The following is a 22,132-nucleotide window of genomic DNA, read 5'->3' on the forward strand; positions in this document are numbered from 1 at the left end:
CATCACACGGTGTAACTGTGATGTGTACCACCCGACGGAGTGGAGGAGTCATGTCCGACCCGAAGCGCAACGCCCCGGGCACCGCCGGTTTCGTGCTCGGGCTGCTGGGTCTGGCGTTCGGCTTCGTCCCGGTCGTCGGCGTGGTGGCGTGGCCGCTGGTGGTCGTCGGGCTGGGCCTCGGGCTGCTCGGCCTGGTCCGGGTCAACCGCGGTCAGGCCGACAACAGGGGCCTCGCCGTCGCCGGGATCGCGCTGTCCGCGCTCGGCCTCGCGGTCTGCGTCGCGTGGGTGGCGCTGCTGGGCGGTGCCTCCTCCGACGCCGAGAACGCCCTCGACGACCTGCGGGTCCAGGCCGAGCAGGGCGCCGTGCTGGTCTACGAGGTGACCGGCGACGTGCCGCGGGCGACCGTCGACCACGCCACGTCCACCACCGTCGAGGAGGAGGTCGCCACCTTGCCGTGGACCAAGGAGTTCACCGTCAAGGGACCGTTCCGCGGCGGGACGCTGGACGTCACGACCGGCGCGGACGGCGGCACGGTGACGTGCCGGGTCACCGTGGACGGGGTGGAGCGCAAGACCGCGACCGCGTCCGGCCCGAACGCCGTGGCGAGCTGCTCGGGCTAACCCTGTGTAACTCCTTCGGGTGGTCGGTGTAACCACCGCCAGAAATACACCGATGGACTATTCAGTCCAACCGATCTTCATCCGAGGGGTGCAACGCATGACGGAGTCCGACCCACCTGAGCGACCGGGCCGCAAGTGGCTCGTGATCGGGGCCTCGGCGGCACTCGTGGTGGGCGCGCTCGCGCTCGTGCTGGTGACCGCGGCGCCCGAGCCGCCGACCCGGGTCGTCTACGAGGTCAGCGGCACCGCGGCGCGGGCCACCGTCTCCTACTCGACCTTCCGCGGCGGCGAGATCCGCCAGGAGGAGCTGACCTCGCTCCCCTGGCGGATGGAGTTCATCGCCATCGACGAGCCCGAGCACGGCGTGCTGACCGTCACGGTCGGGCCCGACGGCGGCGACGTGGCGTGCGAGGTGCGGGTGGCCGAGGTCGAGCGGCGTTCGGCCACCGCCACGGGCGCCCGCACCAGCGCGTTGTGCGACTTCTGAAGGTTCCCGTCGCCGGGGTGGTCGCTAGGGGCGCAGGCGGACACGGGCCGACGCGCCGCCGAGCACGGACTTGCCCTCGAACGAGGCCGTCACGTTGACCTTGAACGTGCCGTCGTCCAAGAGCTTGGTCACCTTCCCGGTGACCTCCACCAACGCGCCCTTGTCGTCGTCGGGCACCGGAACGGGCCGACCGAACCGCACGCCGTACTCCACCACGGCGCCCGGGTCGCCCGCCCAGTCGGTGACGATCCGGCAGGCCAGGCCCATGGTGAGCATCCCGTGCGCGATCACGCCGGGCAGGCCGACCTCGCGGGCGAACCGCTCGTTCCAGTGGATCGCGTTGAAGTCGCCCGACGCGCCCGCGTACCGGACCAGGTCGGCCCGGGTGACGTGCAGCGACAGCGGCGGCAGCTCGTCGCCGACGGAGACCTCCGATGCGCGGATCACGCGTCCTCCCCCCGCACCACGAGCGTGCAGCGGCCCGTGGTGACCGGCTCGCCGTCCTCGGTGCTCACCTCGGCCCGGATCGCCAGCATGTCGTTGCCCATCCGCGACGTGATGCCGTCCACGTGCAGCGCGGTGCGCAGGCGGTCGCCGGCGACGATCGGCCGGTGGTGGACGAACGTCTGGTCGCCGTGCACCACGCGGGTGTAGTCCAAGCCCAGGTCCGGGTCGTGCACCAGCACGTCGTTCGCCTTCAGCGACATGATGATCGCGAACGTGGGCGGCGCGATGACGTCGCGGTACCCGGCCGCGCGGGCGGCCTCGGCGTCGCGGTGCAACGGGCTCGTCTCGCCGAGCGCTTCGGCGAACTCGCGGATCTTCTCGCGGCCGACCTCGTAGGGCGGCGACGGCGGGTAGGAACGTCCGACGAACGACTGGTCGAGAGGCACCCGAGGAGGTTACGTGGCCTGGTCGACGCGACGAGGCCCGCCCCGGGTTCCGGGACGGGCCTCGTCGAGGTGGTCTTACGACCGGCTCAGCGGGTTTCCTTGTGAGCGCGGTGCGTCTTGCAGTTCGGGCAGAACTTCTTGATCTCCAGGCGGTCCGGGTCGTTGCGCCGGTTCTTCCTGGTGATGTAGTTCCGGTGCTTGCACTCCTCGCACGCGAGGGTGATCTTGGGGCGTACGTCGGTTGCAGCCACGGTCCTTGCCTTCCCAGAGCTCGTGTGCCCCGATTCCCCAGTGCGGGCTTACCGCCTGGCGGGGATCTAGCGAGTAGCGGTGGCCGGACTTGAACCGGCGACACAGCGATTATGAGCCGCTTGCTCTACCAACTGAGCTACACCGCTTTACACAACACGGCCGCGATGCTCGTGCACCGCGGCCAGTTGTGGAGCCCCTTTACGGAATCGAACCGTAGACCTTCTCCTTACCATGGAGACGCTCTGCCGACTGAGCTAAAGGGGCTTGCTCTTGCGGAGCAAGGAGAACTCTACAACAGCCGTGCCGCCGGACGGAAATCGGGGGTGCCCCTCAGTGGACCAAGGTGAGCACCGTCTCATCCCGGGCACCCCTGACCTGCACCGTCCGGGCGCGCAGCCAGGCCTCGAAGCGGTCCTCGGACAGCGGCCGGGAGATCAGGTAGCCCTGCGCCACGTCGCAGCCCATGCCGACGAGCTGGTCGCGCGCCGCGTCGTCCTCGACGCCCTCGGCGACCACCGTGAGCCCCAGCGAGTGGCCGAGTTCCACGATCGAGCGGACCACCGCCATGTCACCGAGGTCGGTGCCCATGCCGAGCACGAAGCTCTTGTCGATCTTCACCTCGTCCACGGGCAGCTGCCGCAGGTACGCCAGCGACGAGTAGCCCGTGCCGAAGTCGTCCACGGCCAGCACCACGCCCATCTGGTGCAGCCGACGCAGCACGGGCAGGGCGCGCTCCGGGTCGGCCATCACGCCGGACTCGGTCAGCTCGAACGTCAGCAGCTCCGGCGGCACCTCGTGGCGCTTCAACGCCGCCGCCACCCGGTCCGGGAACTCCTCGTCGGCCAGCGTCCGCACGGACAGGTTCACCGCGATCGACATCCGCAGCCCGCGGTCGATCCAGCGGCGCACCCGCGCCAGCGCCGTGTCCATGACGAAGTCGGTGAGCACGTCGACCAGGCCGGTGGCCTCGACGGCGGGCACGAACTCGTCCGGGTCGACCCGACCGAACTCGGGGTGCTTCCACCGCACCAACGCCTCCGCGCCCACCACCTGGCGGCTCGGCAGCGCGACCTTCGGCTGGTAGTGCACGGAGATCTGGCCGTTCTCCAGCGCCGACCGGAACTGGGTCACCAGCTGGAAACGGCGCAGGAAGATCTGGCCCATGCTCGGCGCGTACTGGCGCAGCGGCTCGTTGTCGCTGGTCGCGCGGACCGCCACGTCGGCGCGTTGCAGCAGGGCGTCCGGGTCGTACTCCTCCAGCTCGGCGTCCGCCGTGGTGGCCCAGCCGACGACCGCGCCCGCCTCGACGGTGAGCCGGTCGACGGGGTAGGGCACCGACAGCGCGGCCCGCAGCCGTTCGGCGATCTCCTGGATCTGCTCGGCCTGCCGGTCCAGCAGCAGCGCGGCGAACGCGCCGCCCTCCAGCCGGGCCAGCGGCACCTCGGGGCCGAGCTCGTCGCGCAGCCGGCGGCCGGCGGCGACGACCATCCGGTTGCCCCACGCCTGGCCGAGCGCGTCGGACACGGTGGACAGCACGTCGAGGTCGATCCGGACCACGACGGCCGTGTTCGCCTCGCGCATCGGCTCGTCGGCGGCCTCGCGGAAGCCGGGCCGGTTGAGCAGGCCGGTCAACGGGTCGTGGTAGGCGTCGTGGCGCAGCCTGGCCAGCAGCCGCCGGTTGTCCACCGCGGTGGACAGGTGGCTCGCCAGCGTGCGCAGGAGCTGGATGTCGGCCTTGCCGAAGCCGCGCCACCGGCTGAGCCGGTCGTGCACCTCGACCGCGCCGAGCAGCTGGGTCGCCCCGCGCAGCGGCACCACCAGCGCTTCCTGCGCGTCACGGCGGGTCAGCGCCTCGGAGACCTCCTCGCCCGCGTCCACGATGCGGAAGTACCGCACCTGGGCGCCGGGCAGTTGGAGCATGGCGTCCTCGCGCAGCACGCGCGGGTCGTCGCGGCGCATGCCCGGCGGCAGCGGCTCACCCGCGACCAGCGTGCGCATCGGCGCCTGCGGGTCGGTGCGCAGCCGCAGCACCACGCGGTTGGCGTTGAGCTGCTCCCGGATGCGTTCGGCGATGAGCTGCCAGTCGTCGTCCTCGCCGCACCCGTCCTCTTCTTCCGGTGTGGCGCCGCGCGGTCCGGTGGCGTGGCGGCCCGAGCGGGCCACGCGCAGCGAGACCTCGCTGAGGGCCTCCAGGTCGCGCTGCTCGCGCAGCAGCCCGGAGTAGGCCAGGTAGATCGCGGTGATGCCGAGGAACACCAGGCCGATCAGCAGGCCGCCCCACGGCGCCTTGTCGGCGATCTCGTAGCCGGCCAGGCCCGCGGAGGTGTTCAGCAGGGCCACCACGAGGGTTTGCAGGACCAGGCGCAGGCTCGGTGCGACCCGCATGCCCTTGCCCATGATCCGCAGCGCGGTCAGGCCGAGGACGCTGGCCAGCAGCGGTACCGCGATGGTGCCGATGAACGCGCCCGCCCAGAACGGGCCTTGCGCGCCCAGGAACCGCTTGACCAGCTCGGCGACCGCGAAGGCCACCGAGATCTCCATGAACATCAGGCCCGCGTTGTAGACGGCGCGGTCGAGCACCCGGCGGCCGAGCAGCGTGCCGACGCCCGCGACCACGTGCGCGGCGAGCACGATCTCGAACGGCGCCACCAACAGGCCGAGCACGAGCGGGATCTCGGTGAAGGAGATGGTCCAGGCCACTCCGCTGCGCACGTCGACGTTGATGGCCAACTGCTCGGCGAGCAGGAACCCGATCACGAGCAGCGGTCCGGTCCACAGCAGTCGGACGTCGGGCTCGGTGTCGGGCAGCCACTTCCCGACGAGGAACGCGGACAGGGCGCCCGCGATGAGGAGCGCGACCGCGAACACGCTGAACGCGCGGTTCGTGGACCGGGTCGGCGTGCTCGACGCCGTGGCCGACGCGTGGTCGGACATCCAGCCTCCTCGTCGGCCTTCGTCGCCGTGGACCGGGTCGCGGCCTACCGGCTCCGGGCGTGACTGAGGGGTCCCGAACACCGACCAGGACCCCTCCAAGGCTGCCAATGTACCCCGGTCGGGGGACGAAATGGCAGGTCGTGTAGCGGAATGCCACCACAAGTAACAGATCGGCTCACACGATCAGTCGCCCCCTGATCACCGTCACGGCCTGCCCGGCGAGCCGCACGCGATCTTGGTCCAGGGTGGCCCGGACCAGCCCGCCGCGGGCCGAGGCCTGCTCGGCCAGCAGGTTCGCGCGACCCAGCCGCGGCGCCCACCAGGACGCCAGCGTGCAGTGCGCGGAACCGGTTACGGAATCCTCCGGGACTCCGTAGGACGGGTAGAAGCACCGGCTCACCACGTCGAGGTCGGCGCGGTCGCCCGGCGCGGTCACGATCACCCCGCGGCCGGGCACCTCGGCGAGCGCGGCGAAGTCCGGGCGGAGGTCGCGGACCTCGTCGGCGTCGGCGGCTTCCACCAGGACGTCGGACACGGCCTGCGCGACGGCACGCACCGTCACGCCCGGCAGGCCCGCGCGCAGCGGGGTGGTCATCTCGATCGGCGCGGCGGGGTCGGCCGGGAAGTCCATCTCGACCCAGCCGCCGTCGGCCGTGCACGTGAGCACGCCGCTGCGGGTGCTGAAGGCGCGGCCGCCGCCCAGCACGTGCGCGGTGGCCAGGGTGGCGTGGCCGCACAGGTCGACCTCGGCGACCGGCGTGAACCAGCGCAGCGGCAGCGGGCCGTCGTGGTCGACCCGCACGAACGCCGTCTCCGCGTGCTTCATCTCGGCGGCGACCGACTGCATCCACCGCTCGTCCACCGGGCCGTCCAGCAGCACCACACCCGCCGGGTTCCCCGCGAACGCGCGATCGGTGAAGGCGTCGACCACGTAGATCTCCACGGCGGGCAATCTACGTCGCGGGCGGGTTAGCTGACAGGTGTGGACCCGTTGCTGCCCGACATCGCGCCCGTCGACGACCCGTACTCGTTCTCCGAGCTGCCCGAGGACGCGCTGAACGCCACGTGGGGCGCACTGCGCACGCACGCGTTGCACTGGTACCCCGGCGCGGACCTGGACGAGTTGCTGCACGACTGGCCGTCGAGCGGCGCGGGCGATCACGACACGGCCGCGTTGGTGACCGTGCCCAGCCGTGCCGTGGAGACCGCGGCCGCGTTGCTGCGGCACGGTTTCGCGCCGCTGCTGGTGACCGCCGCCCGGCTGCCGGGGCACGGGTACGACGGTGGCTCGACGGCGCTGATCCGGCCGTTGACGGCGGACGACCTGGACGTCGCGGTGGAGCTGAACCTGGAGACGGTGCGGTTCGACGGCCGGTTCGGCATGGTCAACGCCCGCCCGTCCAGCGCCGAGCGGCTGCGCGAGCACATCGCGGCGCTGCTGGAGCGCCCGGAGCCGTGCGGGTGGTTGGCGGAGAGCGAGGGCGAGGTCGTCGGCTTCCTCTACTACGACCCGCCCGGGCACTCGGACTGGATCGCCGGGCGGACGTCCGTGCGGCCGGTGGCGTACATCGGGCTGCTGGGCGTGCGGGAGGACGCGCGTGGCGGTGGCATCGGCGCGGCGCTGGCGGACCACGCGCACGGGCTGCTGGACGAGGCGGGTGTCGGCGTGACGCTGCTGCACCACGCCTTGCCCAACCCGCTGTCCACGCCGTTCTGGTACTCCCACGGCTACCGGCCGCTGTGGACGACCTGGCAACGGCGACCGGCGCGCTAGACCCGCGCGAGCTGCCTCGCCCCGTCCTCGTGCGGCAGGCCGGCGCGGATCTCGTCCAGCACCCGGCGGGCCTGCGTGGCGGCCAGCTGCTGGGCGGCGCCGCTGCCGATCGCGTCGCGCAGGGCCAGCCAGACCGCGGCCTCGTCCTCCCGGACCGCGGTGAGCAGGTCGCTCTGCGCGGGGTAGGGGTGCAGGGCGATCCTCTCGGTGTGCGCCCTCAGCGTGGCCAGGGTCGCGCGGGGCACCTCGCCGGTCGAGGCGACGCGGTCGAGTTTCGCGGGCAGGTCGACCGAGGCGAGCTCGGACAGCGACAGCGGGCCGAAGTCGAGCACGGTGTTGAGGCCGTACTCCAGGTCGTCGGCGGCGTGGCGCAGCTCGCGGGCGTCCGCGAGCCGGGCGCGGCCGGGTGAACGACGCCGTGCCGAGGACCGGACGACCAGGCCGAGTGCGACGCCGGTCGCGAGGGCGGTGACGGCAATGAGGAGTTCGCTCATGTGTTCAAGTCTCGGCGCCCCGCCGGTCGCTTCCGGACCAGCGGGCGGCAGCGGGTCGATCGGAGCGCCGACCGGTCGGGGGTAGTTCGGTTGGGCTGAACAGGGCAACCGGTCGGCGTGGCGGCGTGGTCCGAACGGCGGCGGAGGGGACAGTGGGCAAGCCTCGTCCACCTGAGTGAACTTGTCCGGGCGGGGTACTCGCCGTACAGGTCCAGACCTCCTACAAGGCGAGGGAAGCACGTACGGGAAGGACGGGCGAGGGGGTCGCCATGAACGTTGCGAAGGAGCTGTCCGGCCGGGCCAAAGCCATGCTCCGCGCCGTTGCCGCTGGTCGGGCTCAGCTGTCGGGGGGATGCGAGCCGGACCTCTACGTGGACGGGTTGCCGTGCTGCGACCAGATGGTCACGCACGACCTCGTGCACGCCGGGCTGCTGCGGGCGCGTCGGGCGGTGGGTCTGGACGAGCGCGCGGACGCCGAGCTGACCGAAGCCGGGAGAGCCGCCATCGCGTAACCCTCGAACAGACGTTCGATATGGGTTATGCTGCACTACGAGGCCGGCACGCAAGCGAGAGGAAGCGCTTGCGCGTCGGCCTCGCTTACGTGCCGGCCACTCCGTGACGCGCGAGGGCCCCTGCTCGCACAGGTGCGAGCAGGGGCCCTCGTCGTGCGTGGCGAATTGACCGCGGCAGGCACCACCCGGCCTGAGCCGGGCGACACGGCCCACCTGGTGCGCCACTGGCGACGGCGTCACCCGAGTCCGGGAATCACCCGGCTTCGAGCACACCCGTGCCGAAGGCAGCCACGCAGGCTACCGCCACCGTTCGACGGCCGTGCGACCGTCGTGCCGGTGCATCGCTCGCCCCCTCCCCGAGGCGGAGCCGCGCACTGGCCGGTGACCGCGGTCGACGTCACTTGATGAAGAAGTCGTTCACGCCCTTCAGGTCCGTTACGAACGTGTCGATGCCGGTGACCTTGCCGTTCTCGATGGCGTAAACGCTGGCGAGGTATTCCTCAAGCTCGCGACCGTCGTCGGCCTGTGCGCTGTTGTGCATGAACATCGTCACGCCGGCGCGGCCGACGAGCATGTGCACGAGCTCGATTTTCTTCATGGTCACACCGGCCGCGGCGACTCGCCGGACCCGCTCGATGAGCTCCTCCTTGCCCACCACCGTTCCCGAAATCCGACTGGTGCCGGGCATCGTCCACACTATGTCGTCGGTTGTAATCGAGCGCACCGACGCCCAGTCTTGGCCTGTCATGCCGTCGAAGAGCTTGCGCGCAATAGTCAGCAGTTCACCTGCGGACTGATCTTCCGCCATGTCAGGGCCCCCCTTATCTTCTGGTCGATATAACCCAGGTAGCTCTCCTGGTTTGTCGAGCATAGGTCGACGGAGCCGCCACTCCTTCTCCCATCGTGCTTGACCTGAACCCGACCATCGTTCGTTCATTGCCCATCGGTCTTCGAAGCAAGTCCGTTGTCCGGTAAGCCCGAACTGCAAGTCGTTTGCATCTACCCACCTGACGTGGAATCAGCCGATGGACAAGGAGAGCAACCCTCATCACGTCGCCCTCACTGTCGGTGACCTGCGACAAGCCTGCTGGCCCCGCGCACGGTGCGCCCGGCACGGAACGTGCGACCGACGACCGTTCCGGGAAACCGGAGGCCCAGCCAACCCGACTCGATATCGACTGGAGTGGACCACCTACACGCCTGCCGAACACTATGTGAATTCGACGCATCACGCTCGGTAGCGCACCGAATGCTTCAATAGAAAAGCAATGGGCCGTCCGCTGCGAACGCCCTCCGAGGGTCGCCGACGGTGAAGCGGAAGAGCGTCGTACACCAAGCGGCCGACTGCCGGTTCCCCACCCAGTGCGGGCAACCACTCCCCAACCCCGGTCGGCTATCGCCCGAACCGGTCACAAGCCCACCGCACTCTTCCCCAACGGAACGCACTCGAACACCGCGATGCCCGACGAATGCCCACACCGCAGCCACCCCGGTTCCGAACCACTGTCACCGTTCTACGAGCATCCCGCATGTTCGGAGTGCGCCGAACGGCCTGCCCGCTATCGGCTCAACGCTCGCCAGGCGCCGTCATGACCTGCGTCACGCACACCCTCGACCTGCTTCACGTCCCCGCGCGGAGAACGCACCACGGACCGTCGAGCGGTCATGCACGGCCTCAACGTCCGGCCGGGGGGCACGAGAAAGCCCCTGTGACCTGTCGTACCTGGTCACAGGGGCTTACTCGCTGATGTGGCGGGTAGAGGATTCGAACCTCTGTAGCTTTCGCGACGGATTTACAGTCCGCTCCCATTGGCCGCTCGGGCAACCCGCCCCGCCCCCGGTGGTGCCGGGTGCGGTGGAGACAATACATAAGCCCGTGGGGGCCTGCGCAACCGGGTAACCCCGGTAGGCTTCCGGGCGGTTCCAGATCCACCTACGCGGAGGTACCGAGCACGTGGCAGACCCGTCGTTCGACGTGGTGAGCAAGGTCGACCGCCAGGAAGTCGACAACGCGCTCAACCAGGCCGCCAAGGAGCTGAGCACGCGGTTCGACTTCCGCGGCACGGGGACTTCGGTGGCGTGGGCGGGCGAGGAGGCGATCACCTTCGAGTCCGAGACCGAGGAGCGCTGCCGGGCCGCGATCGACGTCTTCCAGGAGAAGCTGGTCAAGCGCGGCATCTCGATGAAGGCGTTCGAGATCGGCGACCCGGCCCTGTCGGGCAAGGTGTTCAAGGTGACCGGCAACGTGGTCCAGGGCATCGCGAGCGACAAGGCCAAGGAGATCGCGAAGAAGGTCCGCGACGAGGGCCCCAAGGGCGTCCAGGCGCAGATCCAGGGCGACCAGCTGCGCATCACCGGCAAGAAGAAGGACCACCTGCAGGACGTGATCGCCCTGCTCAAGAACTCCGACTTCGGCATCGCCCTCCAGTTCACCAACTACCGATGAAGGGCATCGTCCTGGCGGGTGGCAGCGGCACGCGGCTGCACCCCATCACCCAGGCGGTGTCCAAGCAGCTGCTGCCGGTGTACGACAAGCCGATGGTGTACTACCCGCTCTCGGTGCTGATGCTGGCGGGCGTGCGCGAGGTGCTGCTCATCTCCACGCCGATCGACCTGCCGCTGTTCCGCCGGCTGCTCGGTGACGGCTCGCAGTTCGGCCTGGACATCTCCTACGCCGAGCAGGCACACCCGAACGGGCTCGCCGAGGCGTTCGTCATCGGCGCGGACTTCATCGGCGACGACGACGTGTCGCTGGTGCTGGGCGACAACATCTTCTACGGCCAGGGCTTCTCCAAGCTCCTCCAGCACAACGTCGCCGCGCTGGACGGCTGCGTGCTGTTCGGCTACCCGGTGAAGGACCCGGAGCGGTACGGCGTCGGCGAGGTCGACGCGAGCGGCAGGCTCGTCTCGATCGAGGAGAAGCCCGCGCAGCCGAAGTCGAACAAGGCCATCACCGGCCTGTACTTCTACGACAACGGGGTCGTGGACATCGCCAAGTCGCTCAAGCCGTCCTCGCGCGGCGAGCTGGAGATCACCGACGTCAACCTGAACTACCTGCGGGAGGGTCGGGCCCAGCTGGTCGACCTCGGTCGTGGTTTCGCGTGGCTGGACACCGGCACGCACGACTCCATGCTGGAGGCGGGCCAGTTCGTGCAGGTGCTGGAGCACCGGCAGGGCGTGCGCATCGCGTGCCTGGAGGAGATCGCGCTCCGGATGGGCTTCATCGACGCCGAGCAGTGCTACGCGCTCGGCGAGCGGCTGGCGAAGTCCGGCTACGGCCAGTACGTGATGAACGTCGCACTCGAAGCCCGCTAGGACCGGCGGGCCAGCTCCTCCAGCCGCCGCACGCGGTCGGCGATCGGTGGGTGGGTGGAGAACAGCCTGGCCAGGTTCTCCCCCGCCCGGAACGGGCTGGCGATCATCAGGTGCGACTGCGCGACCACGGCCGGCTCGGGCGCCAGCGGCGCGGCCCGCGTGCCCAGGTCGATCTTGTGCAGCGCCGAGGCCAGCGCCAGCGGGTCGCCGGTCAGCTCCGCGCCGGACTGGTCGGCCTGGTACTCCCGCGACCGGCTGACGGCCATCCGCACGATGACCGCCGCGACCGGGCCGAGCACGGCGATGAGCAGCAGCGCGAACGGGTTGGGCCGGTCCTCGTCGTCGTCGCCGAACACGCTCGCGAAGATCGCCAGGTTCGCCAGCGTGCTGACCGCGCCGGCCAGCGCGCCCGCCACGCACGAGATGAGGATGTCGCGGTTGTAGACGTGCGACAGCTCGTGCCCCAGCACCGCGCGCAGCTCGCGCTCGTCGAGCAGGTCGAGGATGCCGGTGGTGCAGCAGACGGCGGCGTTGCGGGGGTTGCGGCCGGTCGCGAACGCGTTCGGCGCGACGGTGGGGCTGAGGTAGAGGCGCGGCATGGGCTGCCGCGCGGCCATGGCCAGCTCCCGGACGATCCGGTACATCGCGGGCTGCTCCACCTCGGACACCGGCCGGGCGCGCATGGCGCGCAGCGCGAGCTTGTCCGAGTTGAAGTACGCGTAGGCGTTCACGGCGAGCGCCAGCAGCAGACCGACGACCAGGGCGGTGCGCCCGAACAGCGAGCTGATCGCCACGATCAGGCCGCTCATGGCGCCGAGCAGCAACGCGGTCTTCAACGCGTTGTAGTGCTTGTGCACGTCGCTCGCCTCCGGCTGGTCTACGTCCCCTCCCTCAACGCGCCCGGTCGGCGCGGGGTTCCGGTACCGGGTCGTGCCGGGCGTGTGGCGGTGGTCTCCGGCGCGGGTTCGGCGCCCGCGTCCAGCGGCGGGGGCGGCGGCACGTGCGTGACCCACGTGGCCAGCACGTCGCGTTCGTGGACGAGTTCGGCAACCGCGCCGTGACCGTCGAGGCCGCCCGTGCCGGGGTAGGAGAAGTCCGGCGCCCAGTGCAGGGCGTCGAACGGGCACGCCTCGACGCAGATGCCGCAGTACAGGCACTGGCCGTAGTCGATGGCGAACCGGTCGAGCACGTTGCGCGCACGGGGGCGGGCCGAGCTGCGACCCTGGCCCGACCCCGCGGGCGGTTGCTGCTCAACCTCGGTGTGCGAGTCGATGTGGATGCACCAGTCGGGGCACTCGCGGGCGCAGATCATGCACACCGTGCAGTTGGCCTCCAGCAGCGCGATGACGCCTCGGGTGCGCGGGGACAGGTCAGCCACGGTCGTCCTCCTCAGAGCGCTCGTAGCGCGGTCCCCACGACGGGTCGGGGACGCCGGGTGGCGCGGCCCGCCTGCGGCTGGGCGCGGACGTGCCGTCCTCGCCCGGTTCGAGCCTGCCGGGCCACGGGCGCACCACGCGGGAGGCGAGCACGAAGTCCTTGCGCAGCGGGTGGCCGCTGAAGCTGTCCGGGAGCAGCAGGTGGGCCGGTTCGCCGCCGGCGAGGGCGATGCCGAACATCTCCACGGCCTCGCGCTCGTGCCACGCCGCGCCCGCCCACCACTCGGCGACGCTCGGCAGCACGTCGCCGGGCCCGAGTTCGGTGCGCAGCAGCACGCCGTCCTTGGTGCCCGGGTCGAGCACGTGCAGCAGCACGGCGTGCCGCTGCCCGACCGCGCCGGGACGTCCGGCGTCCTCCACGCCGAGCCAGTCGAACTGCGTGCAGCCGAGCTCGTCGCGGGCCTGCCGGGCGGCTTCGCGCCACGCGTGCAGCGGCACGTGCGCGGTCGTCTGGCCGAACGCCGTCTTGGCCAGTACCTCGGGGACGAGGTCGGCGAGCCGGGCGGCCAGGGCCTCGGACGCGGCGCTCACGACAGCAACCGGTGCAGCGCGGCGAGGCCGTCGAGCAGGGCCTCGGGGCGTGGCGGGCAGCCGGGCACCGCGACGTGCACCGGCAGCGCCTGGTCGATGCCCTTGGTGACGCTGTAGGAGTCCCAGTACGGGCCGCCGGTGTTGCTGCACGCGCCGACGGACAGCACGTAACGCGGTTCCGGCATCTCCTCGTAGGTCGCGATCACCGCGGGCAGCATGGCGTCGGTGACCGTGCCGGAGACGACGAGCACGTGGGCCTCGCCCGCCGAGTGCACCGGGTCGACGCCGAGGGCTTCGAGGTGCTCGGGCCGGTGGCCCTCCAGCGCGGCCATCACCTCGACGCCGCAGCAGGCCAGACCGAGGTCGAGCACGGTGATCCGGTACGTCGTGCCCCAGTCCAAGGTGGAAACCGTCACCGGGTGAGGTTAATACGTGGGGGCCCGCCGGGCTGCTGCCCGGCGGGCCCCCAACCCCCCAATACCCCCTGATTGCTCCCACGCGAACAAGCACCTGGTTGCGGCAGAAGTCTCTTACGGATCGCGTATACCTGTCCAGAGGAATGCATCAAGATCTTCGGATAATTTCAGCACGAACTGTGGTCAAGTTCAGTACAACTAATCGGTAGAACATCACGCCCCGACCCGAGAGGCCCTGCATGTCGACCTCGGCCCAACTGCTGCTGCCCGCGGGCAACCAGCTCAGCAGGCTCCTGCACACCTCACCGCTGCTGATGGACACCACGTTGGACCAGCTCAGAACGCTGATCGCGGTGTACGAGACGCGATCGGCGCTGCGCGCGGCACGGGTGCTCGGCCGGGAGCAGTCCAGCGTGCAGAAGCAGATCGACACGCTCAACCGCAACTTCAAGTCGTTGTGCGGCGAACCGCTGGTCGTCAAGCAGGGCCGGGGCAGAGACGTGCTGATCACACCGACCGGCGAGGCGTTGGTCGAATTGGCGAGGACCACGTTGACGGAGTGGCTCGATTCGATTCACGAGTGCCGGCGCAAGCTCGGCACCACGCTCACCGTCGGCACGACGCGGTTCATGCTCGACGCCCTGGCCAAGGCGTGGCACCACGTGGCGGACGACTTCCGCCGGCGGGACGTGGAGCTGAAGGTCGTGCACATCCGCACCAAGGACATCTGGACGAGCCTGGAGTCCAAGGAGGTCGACATCGTGTGCGGGAGCGTGGTCACGCACGCGGGTCGCAACAGCGGGTTCGAGGACTTCGACGTGATCGAGTGGCGGCGCGGCGGGCTGGCGCTGCTGACGAACCTGCCGGAGAGCAGGCTGGGTGGCAGCGTCGGCACCGGGGAGTTGCCGAAGCTGCCGCTGGTGGTGCCCGGTGACGGGCTGATCGCGGAGTTCCTGCGCGGCTGGTTCGGCCCGGACTACCGCAACGAGTTGGACATCGCGGCGGAGATCGACGAGATCCAGTACGGCATGTCGCTGCTGCGGTCCGGGCTCGTCGAGGGCTGCATGATCGTCACGTCGGGCCTGGGCGTGGTGGCCGCGAACAACGAGCTGCGCGAGGGCTCCGGCCTGCGCGTGGTCGAGCTGACCAACGACCGGAAGCCGCAGTTGGAGCGCTTGGTCGGGGTCTTCGCCCGCAAGGAGGAGCGGGCGAAGTTCCCGGCCGACCACCCGTTGAACCTGCTGTGGGCGGCGTTCCAGCGCGAGGTGTCGGACTAGCGCGCCGGCGGAGGTCGCGGGTTAACGCGCCGGACCCGAGGGGCGTTCCTCGCGACGCCGTTGGGCTTGGCGCACCAGCCACTCCAGTCCGGTGAGAGGCTTCTGGGCCTCGGGCTTCTGCCGTTCCACGGGCTCCTCCTGCTCCTGTTGCGGTTGGGGCGACGGACGCTGGGCGTCGAGGTCGTTCATGGCGCGCTCCCTACCTTGGTCGACAGCGAGTGCCGTCGATCGGAGCACCGACGGGGGTCGGTGCGCTAGAGCGATCAGCCCTATGGGTGACGATCAGGGTCTCGCATCGAGGTTTCGGATCGGATTTCCGGGTCGGGTCCGGAGCGGGTTCCGGATCGGGTCTCAGCCGCGCCCGGCGGGGACGGCGTCGTGGTAGCGCTCGGCGTACCGGGTCGGTGTCTCGCCGAACATGGCGGTGAAGTCGCGGACGAAGTGGGGTTGGTCGGCGTAGCCGAGGTCGGCGGCCAGCGCGGCCCAGTCGATCCGGCCGCCGGCCTCCATGCGCTGGGTGACCTCGCGCAGCCGGTAGCGGCGGATCACCCACTTCGGGCCGACGCCGACGTGCTCGGCGAACAGGCGCTGCAACCCGCGCACGCTGCCGCCGACCTCACGGGCTAGCACGTCGACCCTGGTCAGCAGGGGGTCCTCGATGATCCGGTCGACGATCTCGGCGGCCTGGTGCGCCTTCGGGTCGGGGTCGGGCAGGGTGCGGCGGAGCGCGTCCTCCACGCGGTCGAGGTCGGCGTGGTCGGACAGGTGGGCGAGCAGGTGGCCGGGCAGGTGGGCGAAGACGGCCGCGGCGGGCACGGACCGGTCGGTGATCGACTGGACCGGCGCGCGCAGGAACGGCCGGAACGCGCCGGGGCGGAAGGCGACGCCGAAGACCCGGCCCTCGCCGTCGAGCTCCTTGAACACGTGCCCGCTGGACACGCCGCTCACCACCGCGGCGCCGCCGGTGAAGCTCAGCTGGACGTTCGGGTAGGGCACGATCAGCTGGCGGTAGGGCCGGTCGTACCGCCACTCCACGACCCAGTACCGGGCCACGTGCGCGGCCAGGTCCGGCGACGGCGGGTGGAACTCGTGCCGCTGGTGGCGCCGCCACGCCGACGCCAGCTCGTCCCGGTCCTGTCGCGTCACGTCCGCGAGCGTATGTCGCCTTTGTTCAATACACCCGGGACGAGTGTTCCTACGTTGGGCGGCATGTCTCGTGAGCAGTTGATCGACCAGGCCGTGGCGACCGCGTTGGAGGTCGTCGAGCACATCAAGCCCGACCAGGTGGACGCGCCGACGCCGTGCCCGGCGTTCGACGTCCGCGGGCTCGTCAACCACCTGCTGTTCTGGGGCCCGTCCCTGAACGCCGCCGCGCGCAAGACGCCCGTGCCGCCCCCGGCCGCCGTGGAGACCGACGTCGACCTGACCGCCGGCGACTGGGCCGCCGACCTGGCCGCCGTGCTGCGGGAGCGTGCGGCGGCGTGGGGCGAACCGTCGGCGTGGACCGGCACGACGTCGGTCGGCAGCCCGCAGCCGCTGCCGGCCGAGATGATCGGCGCGATGGTGCTGGCGGAGACGGTCGTGCACGCGTGGGACCTGGCGCAGGCCACCGGCCAGGCGCCGTCGTGGGACGACGACCTGCTGGAGTTCATCCACGCCGACCTCGTCCAGACCGCGCCCTTGGGCCGTGAGATGGGTCTCTACGGCCCCGAGGTGCACGTGCCCGCGGACGCGCCGTTGCTCGACCGCGTCCTCGCCCTCACCGGCCGAACTCCATAACCCCGACCGGCCGCGTGTTCAGTCCCGGAGTTCCATCGTGCAGCACTTGGGGCCGCCGCCGGACTTGCGCAGTTCCGAGATGTCCACGAAGACCGGGTCGAAGCCGTGGCGGGCCACCTGGTCGGCCAGCGCCGTCGCCTCCACCGGCAGGACCACGTGGCGGCCGTCGGAGACCGCGTTCAGGCCCAGGCACGCGGCGTCCTCGGCGGTGGCGATGACGGCGTCCGGGAACAGGCGGCGGAGGACTCGGCGGCTGCCCGGGGAGAAGGCGTCCGGGTAGTAGGCGATCAGGTCGTCGGCCAGCACGAACAGGGCCACGTCGAGGTGGTAGTAGCGCGGGTCGGTGAGTTGCAGGGAGACGACCGGGACGCCCAGGACCTCCTGCGCCTCGGAGTGTGCCAGGGGGTCGGTCCGGAAGCCCGTGCCGGCCAGGAGGTACCTGCCGGTCCAGGTGAAGTCGCCCTCGGCCTCGTTGGTGCGCTCCGGCATCACGACGGTCCGGTAGCCGTTGGCGAGGAACCAGCGCCGGAAGTGGTCGGCCTCCGCCGCCCGCTGCGGCGCCCGGAAGCGGGCGCCGAGGACCTGGCCGTCGATCACGGTGCCGGAGTTGGCCGAGAACACCATGTCCGGCAGGCCGGGTTGCGGGTCGATGACCTCGACGGCGTGGCCGAGGCGCTCGTAGGTCTCCTTCAGGGCCGTCCACTGCTCCAGGGCGAGCGACGTGCTGATCGGCTGCGTGGGGTCCATCCACGGGTTGATCGCGTATTCCACCGTGAAGTACGCGGGCGGGCACATGAGGTACCGACGGGTGGTCGGCACGCGCACCTGCGCGGCGGGCGTGGTGACGTCCAGCACGATCGGCTCGTCGCCGGGGCCCGCGAAGGAAACCGAGGTCATGGATCGAAATGTAGATGGCCGTCCGACCATCGAACAACGCCGCGATATTGCGTCTTCTAGGGCACAATGTTGCGTGTGGACACGATCGACCAGCGAATCATTTCGCGCCTGATGGCCAACGCCCGCTCCAGCTACGCCGACATCGGCAAGGAGGTGGGCCTGTCCGCGCCCGCGGTGAAGCGGCGGGTGGACAAGTTGCTCGACACGGGCGTGCTGCGCGGCTTCACCGCGGTGGTCGACCCGGAGCAGCTCGGCTGGGGCACGGAGGCGTTCGTGGAGGTGCACTGCCGCGGCAACGTCGCACCGCACGACATCCAGCAGCGGCTGGAGACGATGGCCGAGGTCCGGGCCGCCTACACCGTCTCCGGCGCGGCGGACGCGATCGTGCACCTGCGTGCCGCGAACATCCACCACCTGGAGACCGCGCTGGAACGCCTGCGCGCCGTCGAGATCATCGACCGCACCGTCTCCACGGTCGTGCTGTCCCGCCTCCTGGACCGACCACCGGCCCCTTAGAGTCGCGCGCATGGCCGAAGTGCTCCTCCACCGCTCCGACCGCGTGGCGGTCATCACCGTGCACGACCCGGAGCGCCGCAACGCGCTCACGCTCGACCTCTCCGACCAGCTCGTCGCCGCCGTGCGGAGCTGCGAGGACGACGCCGACGTGCACGCCGTCGTGATCACGGGAGCACCGCCGGCGTTCTGCGCGGGCGCGGACCTCACGGCCCTGGGCGAGGCCCGCGAGGAGGGCCTGCGGCACATCTACGCCGGGTTCCTCGCGGTGGCGCGCTGCACGTTGCCGACGATCGCCGCGGTCGGCGGTGCGGCCGTCGGCGCCGGCCTCAACCTGGCGCTGGCGTGCGACGTGCGCCTGGTCAACGCCGACGCGCGGTTCGACGCTCGGTTCCTCCAGCTCGGCATCCACCCCGGCGGCGGGATGACGTGGATGCTGCAACGGCTCGTCGGGCCGCAGACGGCGACCGCCATGACCCTGTTCGGCCAGGTTTTGGGCGCCGACGCGGCGGTATCCCACGGGTTGGCCTGGGCACGGGTCGACGGCGGGCACGACGACCTGGTCGGCGCCGCGGTCGGGTTCGCCCGCCCGTCGGCCGAGGCGCCGCGCGACCTGGTCCGCACGATCAAGGCGTCCATGCGCACGACCGCCAACCTGGCCGACCACGCCCAGGCCGTGGACACCGAACTGGCGCCCCAGGTGGCCTCGATCGCCACGCCGGCGTTCCAGGCCAGGTTGGCGGCCATGAAGGCCCGGATCAGCGGCCGGGAGTGACCTGGACAGGCGCCCTGGACTACCTGTAACTTCAAGTAACAGTTACCGGCCGGTATTACTCGCGTGCTGCCCAGTTCGGCCCCCGCGCACCTGCTGGGACGAAGTGTCCCGCAGAGTGGTACAGGAGAAACCGGCCCGCACTCGGGCACGACTACCCTCGCGGAGGGGGACGGGGCAGCAGGCCCCACAGCGGTTGTGAGGAAAGGGATCGGCGTAGGACATGACTACCGACGTTGGTAACGGCGCCGCGCCAGGTGGCTCGCCTGAGCAGACCGAGCCCGGGAAGTCGGCACCCGGGACGTCCGGGTCCGGGCGCTCCGGCACGGTCCGCAAGCTCGACCGCGTGGTGATCCGGTTCGCCGGCGACTCCGGCGACGGCATGCAGCTCACGGGTGACCGGTTCACCTCGGAAGCCGCCGCGTTCGGCAACGACCTCGCCACCCAGCCGAACTTCCCGGCCGAGATCCGGGCGCCCCAGGGCACCCTGCCCGGCGTGTCCAGCTTCCAGCTGCACTTCGCCGACTACGACATCCTCACCCCCGGCGACCGCCCCGACGTGCTCGTGGCGATGAACCCGGCCGCGCTCAAGGCGAACATCGACGACCTGCCCAAGGGCGGGATCCTCATCGTCAACACCGACGAGTTCACCAAGCGCAACCTGGTCAAGGTCGGCTACGCGGCCGACCCCCTGGAGGACGACTCCCTCACCGAGGCCTACCAGGTGCACAAGGTCGCGATGGCCACGCTGACCATCGGCGCCCTGGAGAACACCGGCCTGGGCAAGAAGGACGCGGAACGGGCGAAGAACATGTTCGCCCTCGGCCTGCTGTCCTGGATGTACCACCGGCCGACGGAGGGCACCGAGCGGTTCCTGCGGGAGAAGTTCGCCAAGAAGCCCGACATCGCCGAGGCCAACGTGCTGGCGTTCCGGGCCGGCTGGAACTACGGCGAGACCACCGAGTCGTTCGCGGTCACCTACGAGGTCGCGCCCGCCAAGCTCAACCAGGGCACCTACCGCCAGATCACCGGCAACACCGCGCTCGCCTACGGCATCGTCGCGGCCGGTCAGCAGTCCGGGCTGCCGGTGGTGCTGGGCACGTACCCGATCACCCCGGCGTCGGACATCCTGCACGAGCTGTCCAAGCACAAGAACTTCGGCATCACCACGCTGCAGGCCGAGGACGAGATCGCGGGCATCGGCGCGGCGCTGGGCGCGTCCTACGGCGGCGCGCTGGGCGTGACGTCGACGTCCGGCCCCGGCGTGGCGCTGAAGTCGGAGACCATCGGCCTGGCCGTGATGACCGAGCTGCCGCTGATCGTCATCGACGTGCAGCGCGGCGGCCCGTCCACCGGTCTGCCGACCAAGACCGAGCAGGCCGACCTGCTCCAGGCGATGTTCGGCCGCAACGGCGAGTCGCCGGTGGCGATCGTCGCGCCGCAGTCGCCCGCGGACTGCTTCGACGCCGCGCTGGAGGCCGCGCGCATCGCGCTGGTCTACCGCACGCCGGTGCTGCTGCTGTCCGACGGCGCGATCGCCAACGGCTCCGAGCCGTGGCTCATCCCGGACCTGTCCGAGCTGCCCGACCTCACGGTGGAGTTCGCCACGGAGCCGAACGCGGCCGACGGCACGTTCTGGCCGTACCTGCGCGACCCGGAGACCCTGGCCCGGCCGTGGGCGGTGCCCGGCACGGCCAGCTTGCAGCACCGCATCGGCGGTCTGGAGAAGGCCGACGGCACCGGCAACATCTCCTACGACCCGGTCAACCACGACCACATGGTGCGGCTGCGCCAGCGCAAGATCGACGGCATCGAGGTGCCCGACGTCGAGGTCGACGACCCGTCCGGCGAGGCGCGCGTGCTGGTCGTCGGCTGGGGCTCGTCCTACGGCCCGATCGGCGCGGCCGCGCGCCGGGTGCGCAAGCTGGGGATGCCGGTGGCGCACGCGCACCTGCGGCACCTCAACCCGTTCCCCAAGAACCTGGGCGACGTGCTCGCCCGGTACGACCGGGTCGTCGTGCCGGAGATGAACCTGGGTCAGCTGGCGCTGCTGCTGCGCGCCAGGTACCTGGTCGACGCCATCAGCTACACGAAGGTGCAGGGCCTGCCGTTCAAGGCCGAGGAGCTGCAGGACGTGCTCGCCGATGTGATCAAGGGAGTGTCCGAATGACGGCGACGGAACTGGGGCTGCCCGGCGTGGGGGGCCTGGTCGGCGTGCCCACGACGGACGAGCCGCAGAAGGCCAAGGACTACAAGTCGGACCAGGAGGTCCGCTGGTGCCCCGGCTGCGGCGACTACGTCGTGCTCAACGCCGTGCAGTCCTTCCTGCCCACGCTGGGCCTCAAGCGCGAGAACATCGTGTTCGTCTCGGGGATCGGCTGCTCGTCGCGGTTCCCGTACTACATGAACACCTACGGCATGCACTCGATCCACGGCCGTGCGCCGGCCATCGCGACCGGGCTGGCCGTGGCCCGGCCGGACCTGTCGGTGTGGGTCGTCACCGGTGACGGCGACGCGCTGTCCATCGGCGGCAACCACCTGATCCACACGCTGCGCCGCAACGTGAACCTCAAGATCCTGCTGTTCAACAACCGGATCTACGGCCTGACCAAGGGCCAGTACTCGCCCACCTCCGAGGAGGGCAAGGTCACCAAGTCCACGCCGCTCGGGTCGCTCGACCACCCGTTCAACCCGGTGTCGCTGGCGCTGGGCGCGGAGGCCACGTTCGTCGGCCGCGCGGTCGACTCGGACCGGGCGGGCCTGACCGAGGTGCTGCGGCAGGCCGCCGAGCACCGCGGGTCGGCGCTGGTGGAGATCTACCAGAACTGCCCGATCTTCAACGACGGCGCGTTCGACGTGCTCAAGGACTCCGACGAGGCCGCCCGCCGGATCATCAACGTGGTCGACGGGCAGCCCATCACCTTCGGCAACGGCGAGTACGCCGTGGTGCGCGAGGGCTTCGGCTTGGCCGTGGCCAAGTCGGCGGACGTCGCGCCGGAGGACGTCGTGGTGCACGACGCGTCGGACCTGAACCTGTCGTTCGCGCTGTCGCGGCTGTCGACGCAGGACTTGCAGCACACGGTGACCGGTGTGTTCCGCAACGTCGCCCGCACCACGTACGACGACGCGGCACGGGCCCAGGTGGAGCACGCCAAGGCCGCCAAGCCCGCCGACCTGCGCGCGCTGCTGCACGGCAAGGACACCTGGACCGTCGCAGGCTAGGGCGC

Annotated in this window: 25 protein-coding genes and 3 tRNA genes; 12 read left to right on the plus strand and 16 right to left on the minus strand. The window is 70.7% G+C overall.

What is annotated here, in order from left to right; translation table 11 throughout:
* The first annotated feature begins 50 nt into the window (after nucleotides 1-50).
* Together ACYVLT_RS28485 and ACYVLT_RS28490 are read left to right on the plus strand one after the other, a co-directional pair.
* Nucleotides 51-623 carry an MmpS family transport accessory protein gene (locus tag ACYVLT_RS28485; RefSeq protein WP_461123262.1) on the plus strand — a complete coding sequence of 191 codons (573 nt, stop codon included), beginning with the start codon at nucleotides 51-53 and terminating at the stop codon, nucleotides 621-623.
* A gap of 97 nt (nucleotides 624-720) precedes the next feature.
* Complete coding sequence (locus ACYVLT_RS28490; RefSeq protein ID WP_461123263.1) at nucleotides 721-1,110, plus strand: hypothetical protein; 390 nt, start codon at nucleotides 721-723, stop codon at nucleotides 1,108-1,110.
* Between the two features lie 24 nt (nucleotides 1,111-1,134).
* On the opposite strand, the gene ACYVLT_RS28495 is transcribed toward ACYVLT_RS28490, so the two are convergent.
* The 7 genes from ACYVLT_RS28495 to ACYVLT_RS28525 form a co-directional block, all read right to left on the minus strand.
* A complete protein-coding gene (locus ACYVLT_RS28495; RefSeq protein ID WP_461123264.1) occupies nucleotides 1,135-1,557 on the minus strand; it encodes a MaoC family dehydratase in 423 nt (140 codons plus the stop codon).
* Nucleotides 1,554-2,003 (minus strand): FAS1-like dehydratase domain-containing protein, encoded by a 450-nt coding sequence (locus tag ACYVLT_RS28500; protein ID WP_461123265.1) that lies wholly within the window; start codon nucleotides 2,001-2,003, stop codon nucleotides 1,554-1,556. Before ACYVLT_RS28500 ends, ACYVLT_RS28495 begins: the two co-directional genes overlap by 4 nt.
* A gap of 86 nt (nucleotides 2,004-2,089) precedes the next feature.
* Entirely contained in the window at nucleotides 2,090-2,254 is a 165-nt protein-coding gene (gene rpmG, locus ACYVLT_RS28505; RefSeq protein WP_015105301.1) for a 50S ribosomal protein L33, read from the minus strand.
* A 74-nt stretch (nucleotides 2,255-2,328) separates the two neighbouring features.
* Nucleotides 2,329-2,401 (minus strand) — tRNA-Met (locus ACYVLT_RS28510).
* A 42-nt stretch (nucleotides 2,402-2,443) separates the two neighbouring features.
* Nucleotides 2,444-2,519: transfer RNA gene (locus ACYVLT_RS28515), tRNA-Thr, on the minus strand.
* A 66-nt stretch (nucleotides 2,520-2,585) separates the two neighbouring features.
* Nucleotides 2,586-5,189 carry a putative bifunctional diguanylate cyclase/phosphodiesterase gene (locus ACYVLT_RS28520; RefSeq protein ID WP_461123266.1) on the minus strand — a complete coding sequence of 868 codons (2,604 nt, stop codon included), beginning with the start codon at nucleotides 5,187-5,189 and terminating at the stop codon, nucleotides 2,586-2,588.
* A gap of 175 nt (nucleotides 5,190-5,364) precedes the next feature.
* The gene (locus ACYVLT_RS28525) at nucleotides 5,365-6,132 is read right to left on the minus strand and encodes a PhzF family phenazine biosynthesis protein (protein ID WP_461123267.1); all 768 of its coding nucleotides are present in this window, start codon (nucleotides 6,130-6,132) and stop codon (nucleotides 5,365-5,367) included.
* A gap of 39 nt (nucleotides 6,133-6,171) precedes the next feature.
* On the opposite strand from ACYVLT_RS28525, the gene ACYVLT_RS28530 reads away from it, so the two are divergent.
* Nucleotides 6,172-6,963, plus strand: a complete 792-nt coding sequence (locus tag ACYVLT_RS28530) for a GNAT family N-acetyltransferase (protein ID WP_461123268.1) — start codon at nucleotides 6,172-6,174, stop codon at nucleotides 6,961-6,963.
* Here ACYVLT_RS28530 and ACYVLT_RS28535 read toward each other — a convergent pair.
* Nucleotides 6,960-7,457: a hypothetical protein gene (locus ACYVLT_RS28535; protein WP_461123269.1), complete on the minus strand. Its 498-nt coding sequence runs from the start codon at nucleotides 7,455-7,457 to the stop codon at nucleotides 6,960-6,962. The two genes, ACYVLT_RS28530 and ACYVLT_RS28535, sit on opposite strands and share 4 nt — an antisense overlap.
* Before the next feature lie 269 nt (nucleotides 7,458-7,726).
* Here ACYVLT_RS28535 and ACYVLT_RS28540 point away from each other — a divergent pair, with 269 nt between their 5' ends.
* Entirely contained in the window at nucleotides 7,727-7,969 is a 243-nt protein-coding gene (locus ACYVLT_RS28540) for a hypothetical protein (RefSeq protein ID WP_461123270.1), read from the plus strand.
* A 397-nt stretch (nucleotides 7,970-8,366) separates the two neighbouring features.
* On the opposite strand, the gene ACYVLT_RS28545 is transcribed toward ACYVLT_RS28540, so the two are convergent.
* Complete coding sequence (locus ACYVLT_RS28545) at nucleotides 8,367-8,777, minus strand: nuclear transport factor 2 family protein (RefSeq protein ID WP_461123271.1); 411 nt, start codon at nucleotides 8,775-8,777, stop codon at nucleotides 8,367-8,369.
* Nucleotides 8,778-9,719: 942 nt separating this feature from the next.
* A tRNA-Tyr gene (locus ACYVLT_RS28550) sits at nucleotides 9,720-9,800 on the minus strand.
* Between the two features lie 123 nt (nucleotides 9,801-9,923).
* Here ACYVLT_RS28550 and ACYVLT_RS28555 point away from each other — a divergent pair.
* Both ACYVLT_RS28555 and rfbA read left to right on the plus strand, forming a co-directional pair.
* Nucleotides 9,924-10,415, plus strand: coding sequence for a YajQ family cyclic di-GMP-binding protein (locus tag ACYVLT_RS28555; protein ID WP_461123272.1), 492 nt, complete (start codon nucleotides 9,924-9,926; stop codon nucleotides 10,413-10,415).
* Entirely contained in the window at nucleotides 10,412-11,284 is an 873-nt protein-coding gene (gene rfbA / locus ACYVLT_RS28560) for a glucose-1-phosphate thymidylyltransferase RfbA (protein WP_461123273.1), read from the plus strand. Before ACYVLT_RS28555 ends, rfbA begins: the two co-directional genes overlap by 4 nt.
* Here the strand turns inward: rfbA and htpX are convergent.
* From htpX to ACYVLT_RS28580, 4 genes are read right to left on the minus strand one after another with little or no spacing between them, the layout of a single operon-like run.
* Nucleotides 11,281-12,141 carry a zinc metalloprotease HtpX gene (htpX, locus tag ACYVLT_RS28565; protein WP_461123274.1) on the minus strand — a complete coding sequence of 287 codons (861 nt, stop codon included), beginning with the start codon at nucleotides 12,139-12,141 and terminating at the stop codon, nucleotides 11,281-11,283. The genes rfbA and htpX overlap by 4 nt on opposite strands.
* Nucleotides 12,142-12,161: 20 nt before the next feature.
* A complete protein-coding gene (locus ACYVLT_RS28570) occupies nucleotides 12,162-12,662 on the minus strand; it encodes a 4Fe-4S binding protein (RefSeq protein WP_461123275.1) in 501 nt (166 codons plus the stop codon).
* Nucleotides 12,655-13,251, minus strand: a complete 597-nt coding sequence (locus tag ACYVLT_RS28575) for an NADH-quinone oxidoreductase subunit C (RefSeq protein ID WP_461123276.1) — start codon at nucleotides 13,249-13,251, stop codon at nucleotides 12,655-12,657. The genes ACYVLT_RS28570 and ACYVLT_RS28575 overlap by 8 nt, the downstream gene beginning before the upstream one ends.
* Nucleotides 13,248-13,667: an NADH-quinone oxidoreductase subunit B gene (locus tag ACYVLT_RS28580; protein WP_360452793.1), complete on the minus strand. Its 420-nt coding sequence runs from the start codon at nucleotides 13,665-13,667 to the stop codon at nucleotides 13,248-13,250. The genes ACYVLT_RS28575 and ACYVLT_RS28580 overlap by 4 nt, the downstream gene beginning before the upstream one ends.
* A gap of 239 nt (nucleotides 13,668-13,906) precedes the next feature.
* Between ACYVLT_RS28580 and ACYVLT_RS28585 the strand changes: the two genes are divergently transcribed.
* Nucleotides 13,907-14,944 carry a LysR family transcriptional regulator gene (locus tag ACYVLT_RS28585; protein ID WP_461123277.1) on the plus strand — a complete coding sequence of 346 codons (1,038 nt, stop codon included), beginning with the start codon at nucleotides 13,907-13,909 and terminating at the stop codon, nucleotides 14,942-14,944.
* A gap of 351 nt (nucleotides 14,945-15,295) precedes the next feature.
* Here ACYVLT_RS28585 and ACYVLT_RS28590 read toward each other — a convergent pair whose 3' ends face one another.
* Complete coding sequence (locus ACYVLT_RS28590) at nucleotides 15,296-16,090, minus strand: DUF6597 domain-containing transcriptional factor (protein WP_461123278.1); 795 nt, start codon at nucleotides 16,088-16,090, stop codon at nucleotides 15,296-15,298.
* A 63-nt stretch (nucleotides 16,091-16,153) separates the two neighbouring features.
* Between ACYVLT_RS28590 and ACYVLT_RS28595 the strand changes: the two genes are divergently transcribed.
* Entirely contained in the window at nucleotides 16,154-16,723 is a 570-nt protein-coding gene (locus ACYVLT_RS28595; RefSeq protein ID WP_461123279.1) for a TIGR03086 family metal-binding protein, read from the plus strand.
* Between the two features lie 18 nt (nucleotides 16,724-16,741).
* Here ACYVLT_RS28595 and ddaH read toward each other — a convergent pair whose 3' ends face one another.
* Nucleotides 16,742-17,620 (minus strand): dimethylargininase, encoded by an 879-nt coding sequence (ddaH, locus tag ACYVLT_RS28600; protein ID WP_461123280.1) that lies wholly within the window; start codon nucleotides 17,618-17,620, stop codon nucleotides 16,742-16,744.
* Nucleotides 17,621-17,695: 75 nt separating this feature from the next.
* On the opposite strand from ddaH, the gene ACYVLT_RS28605 reads away from it, so the two are divergent.
* The 4 genes from ACYVLT_RS28605 (at nucleotide 17,696) to ACYVLT_RS28620 (ending at nucleotide 22,127) form a co-directional block, all read left to right on the plus strand.
* Nucleotides 17,696-18,136: an Lrp/AsnC family transcriptional regulator gene (locus ACYVLT_RS28605; protein ID WP_360452783.1), complete on the plus strand. Its 441-nt coding sequence runs from the start codon at nucleotides 17,696-17,698 to the stop codon at nucleotides 18,134-18,136.
* Between the two features lie 10 nt (nucleotides 18,137-18,146).
* Nucleotides 18,147-18,908 (plus strand): enoyl-CoA hydratase, encoded by a 762-nt coding sequence (locus ACYVLT_RS28610; protein WP_461123281.1) that lies wholly within the window; start codon nucleotides 18,147-18,149, stop codon nucleotides 18,906-18,908.
* Between the two features lie 220 nt (nucleotides 18,909-19,128).
* Nucleotides 19,129-21,075, plus strand: a complete 1,947-nt coding sequence (locus tag ACYVLT_RS28615; RefSeq protein ID WP_461123282.1) for a 2-oxoacid:acceptor oxidoreductase subunit alpha — start codon at nucleotides 19,129-19,131, stop codon at nucleotides 21,073-21,075.
* Entirely contained in the window at nucleotides 21,072-22,127 is a 1,056-nt protein-coding gene (locus tag ACYVLT_RS28620; protein WP_461123283.1) for a 2-oxoacid:ferredoxin oxidoreductase subunit beta, read from the plus strand. Before ACYVLT_RS28615 ends, ACYVLT_RS28620 begins: the two co-directional genes overlap by 4 nt.
* Nucleotides 22,128-22,132: the final 5 nt, after the last annotated feature.

The sequence above is a fragment of the Saccharothrix stipae genome (assembly GCF_054781895.1).